The sequence below is a fragment of the Halocella sp. SP3-1 genome (genome assembly GCF_003953885.1).
Lineage (GTDB): Bacteria > Bacillota > Halanaerobiia > Halanaerobiales > DTU029 > Iocasia > Iocasia fonsfrigidae.
The window spans coordinates 2,325,118-2,340,275 of the sequence record NZ_CP032760.1 but is presented as its reverse complement, the minus strand read 5'-3'; the positions used below and the strand labels follow the sequence as shown (position 1 = coordinate 2,340,275).

Here is a 15,158-nt window from a genome sequence, read left to right as displayed (position 1 = left end):
GTTAACCATTCAGGGGCTTGCTACATATAATATTGATGAAAAAAGGAGGGGAATATTTTAATGAAAATTAATTTCTTTTTCGCCTGGACCAAAGATAAAGATACAAGTAAGGAGTATACCAAGACTATTGGGGCAGGTTTTAAACTCCCATCTTTTTTAAGGTGGTTAAATATCTTTAAAAAAGACAAAAAAAAATAGGACCTATCACAGTAAGATAAGTCCATATCTCAATATTATAACCTTGTAGTCCAGAAAACTACAGGGTTTATTTATATATCCTAAAACTAATTAATACTCACTACTTCTACATCAATACCCTTTTCTTTAAAAGCAGGTAAAATATCTTCTTTTTTACCAACTATTACTGTTAAAAACCTCTCTGGATAGGTATATTCTGCAAAAACCTCCTGGGCCTGTTGACCATCCACCTTATTATATTCCTCAACATATTTATTAATATAATCAACATCCCTATTCATCAGCTCAATATTATAGATAATAGAAATAAAGACATCTTCAATATATCGATAATTTTGAGGATAATGTGCATTCCACCTATTTATTATCTTATAAACTTCTTTATCCTTTATTGCCTGACTCCCATCTTTTATAGAATTCATAATACCTTTGACCATCTCTATCGTTTCACAGGCTTTTTGGGGCCTTACATTGGTATCAATTATAAAATCTCCAGCAAGTTTATTATACTTTACATAAGAACCTATATTATATACATAACCCATTTCAGACCGCAGTTTTTCCATCAGACGGCTTTCAAAATCTCCTCCACCAAAAACACTATTGGCAATATCAAAAACCACTTTTTCTGAAAAACTATTATCCTTAAAGAGATAACCCATCTTTATCCTAGCCTGTGTAGCATCAGGTTTATCAATTAAAATTATTTTGCCCCAGTTATCTGGAGCTGGTTTGAGTTCTGCTTCCTGTAAAACCACCTCTGGACCCTGCCAGTCAGCAAAATAATCTTTAACCATCTTCTTTATTTCCGCAATATCTATATCACCTACCAACCCAAGTATAAGATTAGAGGGGGTGAAATTTTGTTTGTGAAATTCCTCCAGACTAGCAGGAGTAATATTATTCAGAGTTGATAATAATAAATCAACATCACTACTATATGCGTAGGGATGGTCTTTATAAAGATTTTTGTAGAAATTTACTGCTGCCAAATAATCATCATCAGCCTTGGTCTGCTGATAATTATTATATAAAAAATATTTTGTACGCTGATAATATGGTGTATCAAAGCTGGGATTTTGTAAAACCTCAGCAGCTAATTTTATCAATTCCTCCTGGTCAGAAATAAGTGCATTTCCCCTATATCCAAAATAATCATTACTGCCGTAAACACTAAAGTTAATCCCATAACGCTCTTTATAATAAGCAAATTCCTCTTCACTGTAGTTTTTTGTACCTGTATTCATCATTCTAACCAAGAATTGAGATATTCCGGCTAGCTCTATTGTTTCCTGACTGATTCCACCCTTAATATAACCAAAAATCTGCACCACAGGCATTTCATGGTCTTCAGCCAGGTAAACCGTCATACCATTAGCCAGAACTATTTTCTCATAGTCAGGAATTTTTATCCAGGGAATTTCATTGGTGTTCTCAGCAAGTTCCTCAAATAATTCCTGACTAAATTCCACCTGAGCCGAAATATTTCCTAACACAATAAGCTGCAATCCAAGTAGACAAAAACTCAGAATAATAATCTTACTCTTCATCTTTTATTTCACCTCTTAAATTTATTGATTATCAGGTATAATATAACCTACCGTTCTTTTGTTTTTAACAAAATATTTCTCTGCTACCTGAACGATATCCTTACTGCTCAGTTGATTAAGTAGTTTTATTTCTTTATTATATTGCTCAGGATTATTAAATTTAATAACATCACTTATAATCAGATTAGTAAGATCAGTCATATCTCGACTGGCAAAGACATTTGTTTTTAAAACCTTTCTTTTAACTATCTCTATTTCCTCTTCACTAACACCATTATTTATCAGTTTCTCAACTTCATCCTCAAAGGCCTTCTGAACAGACTCTATTTCATCTGTGCTGGTCGGCACTAATATCACCTGGGCAAAACCAGGGATAGAATATGAGCTTGCCCTGGCACCAGCAGCTAGAATAAGTTGTTTTCTCTGTTCGAGTTCTTTAGTGACCCTTGATGTTGAATTATTAACAAGAATGTCCAGCAAAACATTTATCGCCACCATATCCTGATGATTTCCCTCTGGTATTTTATATAACATTACAATATAAGGTACCCGGGTAGGTCTGCTTAATTTAATAACCCGTTCTTCTTGCTGCTCTTCAGTAATTAACTTTGGTTTATCAATCTCTTTTGCCTGATAATTCCCATAGTATTTTTCGGCCATTAATAAAACCTCTTGGGGATCAACATCCCCTGAAACAGCCATAATTGCATTATTTGGTGTATAATACATCTTATAATAATCACGCAGCTGTTCAACTGTAATATTATCTATATCTTCCATCCAACCTACTATTTGATGGTGTAGGGGAGACTTTTTAAAAGCAATAGCCATAATCTCTTCCATTGAAGACTGAAAGAAATCATTTTCAACCCTCATACGCCTTTCCTGTTTAACAACTTCCTTTTCCCTGAGAAATTCAGCTTTATCTATTTTTAAATTTCTCATTCTATCTGCCTCTATAGCCATTGCCAGTTCCAGTTTACTAGAAGGGAGATCTTCTTCATAATATACTGTATACTCATAATTAGTCCCTGCGTTATTACTACCACCGGCTGTTTTAACCAATTTATGAATTTGATCCTTTTCTAGTGTATTTGTTCCCAGAAACATAATATGTTCCAGCAGATGTGATATACCAGTTATACCCTCTTTCTCATGAAATGATCCAACCTTATACCAGAGACTAAAATTAACCAGTGGTACTGTATGATCCTCAAAAACATAAATCTCTAAGCCATTGTCAAGTTTACTATAAGTATAATCAAACTCAAGATCAGCTATTTCTCCATTTATCTCAGCCGCTAAGCTTAACCCTCTTATAGTAATCAACAGTAATACAGTGACGATAAATACATTTATCATTCTTCTTTTTCTCACATTAATACCTCCCAATCTATATAAGTTTCATTTAATATATTCACACTAATGCTTTGTGTAAGCCAATTATATTAATGAAGCGACTCTATATTTTTCACGTAGGCAGGACGCCGCAATGAACGACAAGCGGAATTAATATAATTGGCTGGAACGGAAAAGTACAATATTTAAGTGCTACTTATATATTACAAATATTATATTAGCAGCCAATAATTAAATACTATTGGCTACAACTTCTTAAAATAACAATCACTTAATTTACTCCAGATTTCTGGCTTTTTTAATAATATTATCACCATAACGATCCTTTATCCCATCAATAGTTTTGGAGAGCTTTTCTTCTTTAATTCTGTCAGAAAAAAGTGAGAGTTGTTTCTTATCCCCGGTAGAAAAATTACTGATTCCAACCCCAAGTAATCTAATAGGTTTATTTAACAATCCTTCTTTATTAAGCAGTCTCTTAGCTGTAGAATATATTGTATCATCAGTGGATGTAGGTACAGCCATTGTCAATCGTCTGGTATATGTCCTAAAATCACCATAACGTACTTTTATAGAAACTGTATTTCCCTGAAGACTATACATCCTGAGTCGCCTGGCTATTTTAGAAGACATAACCGCTAAACGCGCATACAGCCTGTGTTTATCACTTAGATCATTCTGAAATGTCTCCTCATAACTAATAGATTTCAACTCATTATTAACCTCGACACTCCGTCTGTCTATTCCCCGGGACAGATAATATAACCTTTCTCCTGCTTTACCAAAGAGTGATGAGAGCAAATTTATCGACAACTGTCGTAATTGACCAACCGTTTTAATCCCCCGCCCAAGCAGAATATCAGCTGTTTTTTCACCTATACCCCATATTTTCCCAACTGGTAAATCAAGTAAAAAATCATCTATTTCATCCTCCTTAATAATATAAAATCCATCTGGTTTATCAACTTCTGAGGCAAGTTTAGCAAGAAATTTATTGGGAGCAAGACCAACGGAAGCCGTCAAACCTATTTTTTCTTTTATCTCTTGTCTAATAGCCTTACCGATCTGGACTGAAGTACCAAAAAGGCGGTGACAACCTGTCAAATCAAGAAAAGCCTCATCTATAGAAAGTTTCTCAATTAATGGTGTGTATTTAGCAAAGATCGCAAAAACCCTTTCTGATAATTCAGCATACCTCTGTCGCCTACCTGGTAGAAAAATACCATCAGGACACAATTTCCTGGCTTCAACTATAGACATTGCAGAATGAACACCATATCTGCGGGCTTCATAAGAAGCTGTAGATACAACACCACGTTTGCTTAACTTCGTTCCCCCTACAATAACCGGTTTTCCTTTAAGTTCAGGGTTATCAAGTTGTTCTGCAGCAGCAAAAAAAGCATCCATATCAATATGCATTATTTCTAATACCATAAAAAAACCCCTTCAAATAACTTATTGTTACGTAACCATTTTCTGCAATATCTATTTAAAAATATATAAAGAAATGGCAACCCCATATGCTAAGAGTGCCATTCAAGTGATAAATTAATTAATTTATCTATTAAGTCACCATATTTTATTCCACTAGCCTCCCACAATTTAGGATACATACTGTATCTGGTAAAACCAGGAATCGTATTAATTTCATTTACCAAAATTTCATTATTATCTTTAATAAAAAAGTCGACTCTAGCCAGCCCCCGCCCATCTATTGCTCTAAATGCCCTCATTGCTATCTTTTTAAGAGAATCAATAATATCATCATCTAAATGAGCAGGTATCATTAATTCTGTTGATTCATCCTGATATTTAGCTTGATAGTCATAAAATTCATGCCCAGGTTTAATTTCACCTGGTAGAGAAGCAATTACATCCTCATTTCCCAGGACTGAACACTCCAGTTCTCGCCCTTTAATATACTCTTCAATAACTATTTTATGATCATGTTTTGCTGCCTTATTTAGGGCCTCTTCTAATTCTAATGAATTATGCACCATACTAATACCAATACTTGAACCCATATTAGCTGGTTTAACAAAACAAGGCCAGGAAATTTTACTGTTTATCTCATCCTTGATCTTACCTAAATCAATGGCAAAAGAATAAACCACTATATATTTCCCCTGAGGAATATTATTTGCAGCATAAATATCTTTCATAATTGCTTTATCCATTCCTACAGCAGACCCTATTACACCAGCCCCTACATATGGAATATCAAGCATTTCAAGCAGTCCCTGTATCTTACCATCTTCACCATAAGGTCCATGTAATACTGGAAATACAGTATCCAGGTCTGTCTCCAGGAAAGTAGCTAAACTATTTTTTATTGAATTATCTGTATCATTAAAAACCCTGCTTATTTTATCATCATCTAATATCCTCTGTGAACGCTCAGAATTAAGCCATACCCCATCTTTAGTAATAGCAAATGGAATAATCGCATATTTTTCTTTATCAAGCATTGAAAAAACGGATCGAGCAGACATAATGGATACCTCATGTTCCTGTGAACGCCCACCAAATAAAAGCCCTACCCGAAGTTTACTCATTCAATAACCCCTTTCTGATCAAAGCCTTATTATATAAATACTAATTAAAATTAGAAATTATACAGAAAAATAATCTAATTGCATTGCTTCACGCACTTCTGCCATCGTATCCTGAGCAATATCCCTGGCTTTTTTAGTTCCAGCCAATAAAATTTCATCAAGCAACTGCTCATTTTCCTCATATTTTTGACGCTTCTGACGGGTTGGTTTTAATAGTTTATTTATTTTAGCAGCAAGATTTTTTTTACAGGCCACACAACCTATTGTTCCAGCACAACACATTTCCTCAATATCAGCTGCCTCTTCAGTGTTAAAGGCCTTATGATATTCATAAACCGTACAGACCTCCGGATGTCCTGGATCATCTTTGCGAATTCGTGCTGGATCAGTCTTGGCCTGCATAATCTTCTGGCCTACCTCCTCAGCATTATCTGCCAGATAAATTGCATTTCCCAAGCTCTTACTCATCTTATTTTCCCCGTCAAGTCCAACTAAACGAGGAAAATCACTAATTAAAGCCTCTGGTTCTGGAAAAACAGGGGCGTATAACTGATTAAACTTCCTGGCAATCCTTCTTGTCTGTTCCACATGTGGAAGTTGATCAGAACCTACTGGAACCAGGTCGGCTTTACAAAAGGTGATATCAGCTGCTTGACTAACTGGATAACCTAAAAAACCATAGGTCATATCATTATAACCGTATTGCTCTGCCTCTGATTTAATAGTAGGATTATGTCGTAATTGATTAACAGTTACAATCATTGAATAAAAAACAGTAAGTTCAGCTATCTCCGGTACTAATGACTGAACAAAAATTGTTGTTTTATCAGGATCAATCCCCACTGCTAAATAATCTTTAGCAACCTGCCGCACATTTTTTGATAGTTTTTCAGGCTTTTCAAAGTTGGTTGTTAAAGCCTGTACATCTGCAATAATTAGAAAGGTATCATAATCATATTGTAATTTTACTCTATTTTGTAAACTGCCTACATAATGACCAAGATGTAGTTTGCCTGTAGGTCTGTCACCAGTTAAAATCCTTTTTGTCTTTTCTACCATATCTACCAAACCTTCCTTCACAAATTACAAATTTTAGTTAATCATATCAAATATTTTTTTCTACGTCAAGCTTGCGGTTACTTGACTTATATCGCATTTATTGATAAAATAAATAATAATAATTATTATTAATTGGAGGAGTTTCTATGAAGTCACCTAAACACAGAATGACTAAACAACGCCGTCTTATACTCAAAACATTAAGAAGTACAAATACACACCCTACTGCTGACTGGATATATGAAAGGGTTAAAAAAGACATTCCTAATATAAGTTTAGGAACAGTTTACCGTAACCTTAAATTATTAGCTGATATGGGTGAAATTATGGTACTTGATTTCGGCAGTTCTTATAGCCGCTTTGACGGCAACCCGGAAAACCACTATCATTTCACCTGCGAAAAATGCGGAGGTGTCTTTGACCTGGATATGCCACTGAATAATGAACTAAACCAAAAAGTAAATGAGGAAACGCCATACAAGGTATATAGCCATCGCATTGAGTTTTACGGATTATGTTTAAATTGTCAGCAAAAAAACTAAGTTTAATCACTTTAAGAACCCGTTTCCAAACGGGTTCTCTCTTTTATCGTCATTCATTATTTAACTCTATCTGTTCTTTAGCTAATGAATCTACTCTCTCGTTATATTCATTTCCTGAATGACCTTTTACTTTGACAAATTCCAGTTCATGATATTTGGACAAGTTATCTAATTCCATCCAGAGATCTTTATTCTTAACAGGCCGATTACTGGCTGTTTTCCAACCCCTCTTTTTCCACCCCTCCAACCATTCTTCAAGTCCCTGTAATACATAATTTGAATCTGATAATAATCTAACAGAAGTATTTTTATCAATTTCTTTTAATCCCTCAATTACTGCCATTAATTCCATTCTATTATTTGTTGTTTCCGGTTGATATCCTTTAATAATTATCTCTTCATTATCTTTAATGATTAAAGCCGCATATCCACCTGGTCCAGGATTACCTGAACAAGCACCGTCAGTGTATAATTCAATCTTTTTATCCATAATTAACTCCTCTTTTATCCATCCTTTATTAGCATCTTCATGGTTATCAAGCTTTACAATATATGGTTTAATATCAATGATAGGTGTCCCGTTTAAAGCATCTATTCCAGATATGTAAACTATATTTTCTTTTATTCGTATTAATCTAACAATACTAAGACCAATATTATTCGGTCGTGAAGGTTCTCTACTGGCAAATACACCTATATCCTGCCCTTCTTTTTTTATCCTAAACTTATGATCAATATCATTTAATTCCTCATTTGCTGCCTTATGCAAATAAAAAATAACATAAATATACTTGAACCTACTTAACTCTTTTAACCCACTCTGATATTCTTTATTAATCTCCAGATAATGACCTTCTTCATCACTATAGGGTTGTCCTGGTATATTATTCAAATTATTATAATTATTCCTTATGTACCCTACAGATGTAAAGTTAATCTCCATTTTCATCACCTTCTCTATATTTATCATTTATTTCTATCCCTTGTCTTTCTTTAATATTTTTTAAATAAAAACGTTGTGTTGGGTAAGCAAGTTCAATTCTTTCAACTTGTGAAAAAACCTTTAATATGTTCTCCCAGATTACACCCTCTGAATTCCTTAGTTGCTGGGGTTCACATAGATACCTTATAGTAAGTAAAACACCACTCTCCTTTACCCTGGTATAAACAATAGGTTCTAAGTTCCCATAGTATATCAAAAACTTCTTTGCTGCCTGGTCAATTTTAGTTCTATTAACCTCAACATCATCTGATTCCTCTCTAGCTATTGATAATAAAATTTCCTTTGCCCTTTCCCAATCACTTTCAAAGGTGATTAAAACTGGTATCTCATTCCAGATAAGTGAAAATCCAGCAGTATAATTGGAAATATCACAACTTAATATTTTGTTATTGGGAATATGTACCACTCTTCCAGTACTCTGATCTGCATCCACCCAGTTACCAATTTCTATTAAAGAAAACTGAAAAAGACGTATATCAATAACATCACCAGCCATTCCATCTATCTCTATTCTATCCCCAATAGAAAAAGGCCTTCTCCAAAATATAAATACCCAGCCTATAAAACTTGCAATCAAATCACGCAAGGCAATTGCTAAACCGGCAGTAGATAAACCAAGGTATGTTAAAAAAGATTTAAAACCCTTCAACCATATAGGAAGAATTAAAGCAAGGGTAATAATAAATGATAAATATGTTGTCATTTTACGCCATTTATAACGAATAGTAATATCTTTTACGTTATTATTAATAAACTTGTTTACAAGCCATTTAAGAAGAGATACAATTAAAATTAGTAAAACAGAATATAACAGCTGATATCTACTATTATATAATAACTCTGATAATTCCTGTAACCAGGTTTCCTCTAACATTATTATAACCCCTCACCTAATTAAATTCATCTATAATTCTACCATATATCTATTATTCAGTAAAATAAAAAACACCTGTTTTTACAAAACAGATGTTTAAATCTCTATTATTTAATATATTGCAAATAAAAAAATGGCTCCCCGAGCAGGACTCGAACCTGCGACTCGATGGTTAACAGCCATCTGCTCTACCAACTGAGCTATCGGGGAACACATATTAGTAAACGATATATAAATATAAATAAAATCGGCAGCGACCCACTCTCCCACAAAGTCACCCTTGCAGTACCATAGGCGCTGGAGGACTTAACTGCTGTGTTCGAAATGGAAACAGGTGTTTCCCCTCCGCAATTGCCACCGAAAATTTTATCTACTTTTTATAATCCATCACATATTATAGCATATTTATCTTAGTTGTCAATAAACTATTCTTTCAAAAATGCATACAGGAAAATAATTTTTAAAGTTAAGATTAAGCCCTCGCCCTATTAGTATTGGTCAGCTTAATGTGTTACCACACTTCCACCTCCAACCTATCAACCTGGTCATCTACCAGGGGGCTTACCTCTTGCGAGTGGGATACCTAATCTTGAGGCTGGTTTCACGCTTAGATGCTTTCAGCGTTTATCCATTCCACACTTAGCTACTCAGCTATGCTCCTGGCGGAACAACTGATACACCATCGGTGTGTCCATCCCGGTCCTCTCGTACTAGGGATAGCTCCTCTCAAGTATCCTTCGCCTGCGACGGATAGGGACCGAACTGTCTCACGACGTTCTGAACCCAGCTCGCGTACCGCTTTAATGGGCGAACAGCCCAACCCTTGGAACCTGCTTCAGCTCCAGGATGCGACGAGCCGACATCGAGGTGCCAAACCTCCCCGTCGATGTGAACTCTTGGGGGAGATAAGCCTGTTATCCCCGGGGTAACTTTTATCCGTTGAGCGACGGCTCTTCCATTCAATACCGCCGGATCACTAAGCCCTACTTTCGTACCTGTTTGACTTGTTGGTCTCACAGTTAAGCTCCCTTCTGCCTTTACACTCTTCGTGCGATTTCCATCCGCACTGAGGGAACCTTTGGGCGCCTCCGTTACTTTTTGGGAGGCGACCGCCCCAGTCAAACTGCCCACCTGACAATGTCCCATGACCAGTTTATGGCCTCTGGTTAGAATTCCGCTAAAGAAAGGGTGGTATCCCACTTGCGGCTCCTTTGATACTAGCGTACCAAGCTCTTAGCCTCCCACCTATCCTGTACATCCTTTAGCAAAACCCAATATCAGGCTACAGTAAAGCTCCACGGGGTCTTTCCGTCCTGTCGCAGGTAACCAGCATCTTTACTGGTACTACAATTTCGCCGAGTCCCTTGTTGAGACAGTGCCCAAGTCGTTACGCCATTCGTGCAGGTCGGAACTTACCCGACAAGGAATTTCGCTACCTTAGGACCGTTATAGTTACGGCCGCCGTTTACTGGGGCTTAGGTTCTATGCTTTGGTTTTCACCTAACACTTCCCCTTGACCTTCCAGCACCGGGCAGGCGTCAGCCCCTATACTTCGTCTTACGACTTAGCAGAGACCTGTGTTTTTGCTAAACAGTCGCTTGGGCCTCTTTGCTGTGCCCACTTTCGTGGTACCCCTTCTCCCTAAGTTACGGGGTCATTTTGCCGAGTTCCTTAACAAGGGTTCTCTCGCGCGCCTTAGAATTCTCATCCCGTCTACCTGTGTCGGTTTGCGGTACGGGCACTATTAATCTCACTAGTGGCTTTTCTTGACAGCTTGTTTGACAACTTCCCCTCTCTCGGGTCCAGATCACCTTCGATAGTTAAATAAAGGGATTTGCCTCTTTATTCCTACCTTAGGCTTCTGCACACACCTCCAGTCGTGTGCTTTGTCTTTCTTGCCGTGTCCCCACTTCATTCAAACGATTAATAGCGGCATTGGAATCTCTACCAATTATCCATCACCTACGCCTTTCGGCCTCGGCTTAGGTCCCGGCTTACCCTGAGCGGACGAGCCTTCCTCAGGAAACCTTAGACTTTCGGCGGAGGGGATTCTCACCCCTCTTTTCGCTACTCATACCGGCATTCTCTCTTGTATAGCGTCCACTGCTCCTTACGGTACAGCTTCTTCCACTATACAATGCTCCTCTACCATGTGTAAACTGTTCACGCAATCTACTGCTTTGATAGACAGACTTTAGCTGCTTTGCTAAATAGACTTTAACCTGGAGTCATTTGGTCAAAAGTCTCGTTTTGAATTTCTTTTTGTTACTTTTGACTAAATGTAACTCTATATCTCTATCTTTAGTTAACAATAGACTTCGTGAACAATTTACACATCCACAGTTTCGGTGACAGACTTTAGCCCCGTTACATTTTCGGCGCAAGGACGCTCGACCAGTGAGCTATTACGCACTCTTTAAATGTATGGCTGCTTCTAAGCCAACATCCTGGTTGTCTTTGCGACCTCACTTCCTTTCCCACTTAGTCTGTACTTTGGGACCTTAACTGGTGGTCTGGGCTGTTTCCCTTTCGACTACGAAGCTTATCCCACGTAGTCTGACTCCCAAGGCTTATAAACTTAAGTGTTCGGAGTTTGAATGGATTCGGTAACCTTGTTGGGCCCCTAGTCCAATCAGTGCTCTACCGCCTAGTTTTATTCCTTGAGGCTAGCCCTAAAGCTATTTCGAGGAGAACCAGCTATCTCCAGGTTCGATTGGCCTTTCACCCCTACCCACAACTCATCCAATGATTTTTCAACATCACCTGGTTCGGGCCTCCACGGGTTCTCACTCCCGCTTCACCCTGGTCATGGGTAGATCACCTGGCTTCGGGTCTATTCCTTGTAACTTGCGCCCTATTCAGACTCGCTTTCGCTGCGGCTTCACCTTTCTGGCTTAACCTTACGCTACTAAGAATAACTCGCCGGTCCGTTCTACAAAAAGTACGCGGTCAGACTTTCTAATAGTCCTCCCACTGCTTGTAAGCTTACGGTTTCATATTCTATTTCACTCCCCTCACGGGGTTCTTTTCACCTTTCCCTCACGGTACTTGTTCACTATCGGTTACCTGGTAGTATTTAGCCTTGGAAAATGGTCTTCCCTTCTTCCCACAGGGTTCCTCGTGTCCCGTGGTACTCTGGATAATCTAAGGTGTCTCTCCTTTTCACCTACGAGGCTTTTACTCTCTCTGGCTGACCTTCCCAGGTCATTCGGCTAAAGATTCAACTGCCTTTGTGATTCTACAGTCTCACTCATGATTATCCTAAACCCACATTTAACAACGGCTGTAGCCTTACATTAAATGTGTTTAGGCTCTTCCCCTTTCGCTCGCCGCTACTTAGGGAATCTCTTTTGATTTCTTTTCCTCGGGGTACTTAGATGTTTCACTTCCCCCGGTTCCCTTCATATAGCTACTTCTTTCACTATATGATGACGGCCCTCTCGACCGCCGGGTTTCCCCATTAGGATATCCGCGTATCTACGCTTCTTAGCAGCTACTCGCGGCTTTTCGCAGCTTGGCACGTCCGTCTTCGGCTCCAGGTACCTAGGTATCCACCGTAAGCCCTTATTAGCTTAATCTTTCTTCTTAGAAAATTGTAGTACCTTCCTAGAAGTTTCCGTCTTCGGTTTCTTACTTCTTACCTCAGACCTCTTACTTCCTTTCTGGTACCTTCGTCTTTTCCTGTATGCAGTTTTCAAAGAACAGTTTTTTAGAATGTTTTTAGTTTAAGGTTTTTGCTTTAATCTAACCTCCAACCTCTTATTTCTAACTTCTAAGATGGTGGAGGTAAGCGGATTCGAACCGCTGACCTCCTGCTTGCAAGGCAGGCGCTCTCCCAACTGAGCTATACCCCCATTTTGGAAGTTGGATATTTCTCTAACCTCAAACTTCTAGTATGGTGCGACGGCCTCGATGGCCTAGCACCAAAATCTTCCTTGCGTCTTTAACATGAAGATTTTGGTGGGCCTAGGTAGATTCGAACTACCGACCTCACGCTTATCAGGCGTGCGCTCTAACCAACTGAGCTATAGGCCCTTCTTTCAGGAAGAAAATCTTCCCTCAAAGTTGAACAACAAGCTTGACGCATTCTCCTTAGAAAGGAGGTGATCCAGCCGCACGTTCCCGTACGGCTACCTTGTTACGACTTCACCCCCCTTACCAGACACACCTTTGGCATTCGCAAATGACTTCTGGTGCATCTAACTCGGGTGGTGTGACGGGCGGTGTGTACAAGGCCCGGGAACGTATTCACCGCAGTATGCTGACCTGCGATTACTAGCGATTCCAACTTCATACAGGCGAGTTTCAGCCTGCAATCCGAACTGGGATCAGCTTTCTGAGATTTGCTCCACTTCACAGCTTCGCTCCCCTCTGTACTGACCATTGTAGCACGTGTGTAGCCCGAGGCATAAAGGGCATGAGGACTTGACGTCATCCCCACCTTCCTCCGGCTTTCACCGGCTGTCTCCTTAGAGTCCCCAACTTTACTTGCTGGTAACTAAGGATAAGGGTTGCGCTCGTTGCGGGACTTAACCCAACATCTCACGACACGAGCTGACGACAGCCATGCACCACCTGTCTCCGTGTAGTCAAAGACTAGACTCTACTTTCATAGATGGTCACGGGATGTCAAGCCTCGGTAAGGTTCTTCGCGTTGCATCGAATTAAACCACATGCTCCACCGCTTGTGCGGGCCCCCGTCAATTCCTTTGAGTTTCAGTCTTGCGACCGTAATCCCCAGGCGGGACACTTATCGCGTTAACTCCGGCACTGATGGATTCGAACCACCAACACCTAGTGTCCATCGTTTACGGCTGGGACTACCGGGGTATCTAATCCCGTTTGCTCCCCCAGCTTTCGTACCTCAGCGTCAGTTGCAGACCAGAGAGCCGCCTTCGCCACTGGTGTTCTTCCTAATATCTACGCATTCCACCGCTACACTAGGAATTCCGCTCTCCTCTTCTGCACTCAAGATAGGCAGTTTCAAATGCACCTTACCGGTTAAGCCGGTATATTTCACAGTTGACTTGCCTATCCGCCTGCGTACCCTTTACGCCCAGTAATTCCGGACAACGCTTGCTCTCTACGTATTACCGCGGCTGCTGGCACGTAGTTAGCCAGAGCTTCCTCCTTAAGTACCGTCAGGTCAATGCCATTTCCTGCATTGACGGTTCTTCCTTAAGGACAGAGCTTTACGACCCGAAGGCCTTCATCACTCACGCGGCGTTGCTCCGTCAGGCTTGCGCCCATTGCGGAAGATTCCCCACTGCTGCCTCCCGTAGGAGTCTGGGCCGTGTCTCAGTCCCAGTGTGGCTGATCGTCCTCTCAGACCAGCTACGGATCGTTGCCCTGGTGAGCTATTACCTCACCAGCTAGCTAATCCGACGCGGAGCCACCTCTCAGCGATGCCTAGGCACCTTTACTTAAGTGTAAATGCTTACTCTTAAGGCTATCTGGGATTAGTCCGGCTTTCGCCAGGTTATCCCTGACTGAGAGACAGGTTCTCCACGCGTTACTCACCCGTCCGCCACTACCCGGATCTTATCTTCATCCCGAAGGAATCTGTTAAGGCGGGTCGTTCGACTTGCATGTGTTAAGCACGCCGCCAGCGTTCGTCCTGAGCCAGGATCAAACTCTCCATTAAAAATTTTAATAGATTATTTGTGACTCTTTGAATACTTTTGAACTCTTTTGGATACTTGCCTTTTATTTAAAAAAGGCTCGCACTTGCGTCATTGCTTGTTGTTCAATTTTCAAGGAACATTAATTTGTTTATCTCACTGACTTTTTATTATCTGTCAGCGAATTATATCTTATCACTTTTAACCTCACTTGTCAAGAACTTTTATTTTATTTCAAAAATCATTCTCCAAGTGGTATTAACAGCGACGTTTTACATCTTATCATCTCTGTCGATTACTGTCAAGTAGTTTTTTCATAAATAGTCTTTTATCATATCTACTTATCAGTTCCAACTCTTTACCGCTTTTAGCGGCGACAAGATATATCTTAACATCT

Annotated in this window: 9 protein-coding genes, 3 tRNA genes, 3 rRNA genes and 1 pseudogene; 2 read left to right on the top strand and 14 right to left on the bottom strand. The window is 39.3% G+C overall.

Annotated features, from left to right (window positions below; translation table 11 throughout):
* Nucleotides 1-60: 60 nt before the first annotated feature.
* A complete protein-coding gene (locus tag D7D81_RS19540) occupies nucleotides 61-198 on the top strand; it encodes a hypothetical protein (protein WP_164522225.1) in 138 nt (45 codons plus the stop codon).
* Between the two features lie 86 nt (nucleotides 199-284).
* Here the strand turns inward: D7D81_RS19540 and D7D81_RS11035 are convergent, their stop codons facing one another.
* The 5 genes from D7D81_RS11035 to trpS all read right to left on the bottom strand — a co-directional run bounded on the left by D7D81_RS11035 (nucleotide 285) and on the right by trpS (nucleotide 6,721).
* Nucleotides 285-1,748 (bottom strand): M16 family metallopeptidase, encoded by a 1,464-nt coding sequence (locus tag D7D81_RS11035; RefSeq protein WP_125989964.1) that lies wholly within the window; start codon nucleotides 1,746-1,748, stop codon nucleotides 285-287.
* Between the two features lie 21 nt (nucleotides 1,749-1,769).
* Nucleotides 1,770-3,125, bottom strand: coding sequence for a M16 family metallopeptidase (locus D7D81_RS11030; protein WP_286169593.1), 1,356 nt, complete (start codon nucleotides 3,123-3,125; stop codon nucleotides 1,770-1,772).
* Nucleotides 3,126-3,383: 258 nt separating this feature from the next.
* Nucleotides 3,384-4,541, bottom strand: a complete 1,158-nt coding sequence (gene dinB / locus D7D81_RS11025) for a DNA polymerase IV (RefSeq protein ID WP_125989962.1) — start codon at nucleotides 4,539-4,541, stop codon at nucleotides 3,384-3,386.
* A gap of 89 nt (nucleotides 4,542-4,630) precedes the next feature.
* Nucleotides 4,631-5,662 (bottom strand): D-alanine--D-alanine ligase family protein, encoded by a 1,032-nt coding sequence (locus D7D81_RS11020; RefSeq protein ID WP_125989960.1) that lies wholly within the window; start codon nucleotides 5,660-5,662, stop codon nucleotides 4,631-4,633.
* 57 nt (nucleotides 5,663-5,719) lie between these two features.
* On the bottom strand, nucleotides 5,720-6,721 hold the full coding sequence (trpS, locus tag D7D81_RS11015; RefSeq protein WP_125992100.1) for a tryptophan--tRNA ligase: 1,002 nt from the start codon (nucleotides 6,719-6,721) through the stop codon (nucleotides 5,720-5,722).
* Between the two features lie 146 nt (nucleotides 6,722-6,867).
* Here trpS and D7D81_RS11010 point away from each other — a divergent pair, with 146 nt between their 5' ends.
* Complete coding sequence (locus D7D81_RS11010; RefSeq protein ID WP_125989958.1) at nucleotides 6,868-7,263, top strand: Fur family transcriptional regulator; 396 nt, start codon at nucleotides 6,868-6,870, stop codon at nucleotides 7,261-7,263.
* 49 nt (nucleotides 7,264-7,312) lie between these two features.
* Here the strand turns inward: D7D81_RS11010 and rnhA are convergent, their stop codons facing one another.
* The 9 genes and pseudogenes from rnhA to D7D81_RS10970 form a co-directional block, all read right to left on the bottom strand.
* Entirely contained in the window at nucleotides 7,313-7,753 is a 441-nt protein-coding gene (gene rnhA, locus D7D81_RS20300) for a ribonuclease HI (protein ID WP_353622122.1), read from the bottom strand.
* 90 nt (nucleotides 7,754-7,843) lie between these two features.
* Nucleotides 7,844-8,206, bottom strand: a pseudogene (locus tag D7D81_RS20295) (TrmO family methyltransferase domain-containing protein); the annotation flags it as partial.
* Nucleotides 8,196-9,140, bottom strand: coding sequence for a mechanosensitive ion channel family protein (locus D7D81_RS11000; protein ID WP_125989954.1), 945 nt, complete (start codon nucleotides 9,138-9,140; stop codon nucleotides 8,196-8,198). The gene D7D81_RS11000 and the pseudogene D7D81_RS20295, both read right to left, overlap by 11 nt.
* Before the next feature lie 134 nt (nucleotides 9,141-9,274).
* Nucleotides 9,275-9,350: transfer RNA gene (locus D7D81_RS10995), tRNA-Asn, on the bottom strand.
* Between the two features lie 35 nt (nucleotides 9,351-9,385).
* A 5S ribosomal RNA gene (rrf, locus tag D7D81_RS10990) occupies nucleotides 9,386-9,502 on the bottom strand.
* A gap of 106 nt (nucleotides 9,503-9,608) precedes the next feature.
* Nucleotides 9,609-12,718, bottom strand: a 23S ribosomal RNA gene (locus D7D81_RS10985).
* 200 nt (nucleotides 12,719-12,918) lie between these two features.
* Nucleotides 12,919-12,994: transfer RNA gene (locus D7D81_RS10980), tRNA-Ala, on the bottom strand.
* 104 nt (nucleotides 12,995-13,098) lie between these two features.
* A tRNA-Ile gene (locus D7D81_RS10975) sits at nucleotides 13,099-13,175 on the bottom strand.
* A 61-nt stretch (nucleotides 13,176-13,236) separates the two neighbouring features.
* Nucleotides 13,237-14,784: ribosomal RNA gene (locus D7D81_RS10970) — 16S ribosomal RNA — on the bottom strand.
* Together the 16S, 23S and 5S rRNA genes with 3 tRNA genes alongside form the textbook arrangement of a ribosomal RNA operon.
* Nucleotides 14,785-15,158 lie beyond the last annotated feature (374 nt).

What these genes read in the sequence shown, in the direction of transcription:
- D7D81_RS19540 (WP_164522225.1), top strand. Translation starts at nt 61, where the DNA reads ATGAAAATTAATTTCTTTTTCGCCTGGACCAAAGATAAAGATACAAGT.
- D7D81_RS11035 (WP_125989964.1), bottom strand. Translation starts at nt 1,748, where the DNA reads ATGAAGAGTAAGATTATTATTCTGAGTTTTTGTCTACTTGGATTGCAG.
- dinB (WP_125989962.1), bottom strand. Translation starts at nt 4,541, where the DNA reads ATGGTATTAGAAATAATGCATATTGATATGGATGCTTTTTTTGCTGCT.
- D7D81_RS11020 (WP_125989960.1), bottom strand. Translation starts at nt 5,662, where the DNA reads ATGAGTAAACTTCGGGTAGGGCTTTTATTTGGTGGGCGTTCACAGGAA.
- trpS (WP_125992100.1), bottom strand. Translation starts at nt 6,721, where the DNA reads ATGGTAGAAAAGACAAAAAGGATTTTAACTGGTGACAGACCTACAGGC.
- D7D81_RS11010 (WP_125989958.1), top strand. Translation starts at nt 6,868, where the DNA reads ATGAAGTCACCTAAACACAGAATGACTAAACAACGCCGTCTTATACTC.
- rnhA (WP_353622122.1), bottom strand. Translation starts at nt 7,753, where the DNA reads ATGGATAAAAAGATTGAATTATACACTGACGGTGCTTGTTCAGGTAAT.
- D7D81_RS11000 (WP_125989954.1), bottom strand. Translation starts at nt 9,140, where the DNA reads ATGTTAGAGGAAACCTGGTTACAGGAATTATCAGAGTTATTATATAAT.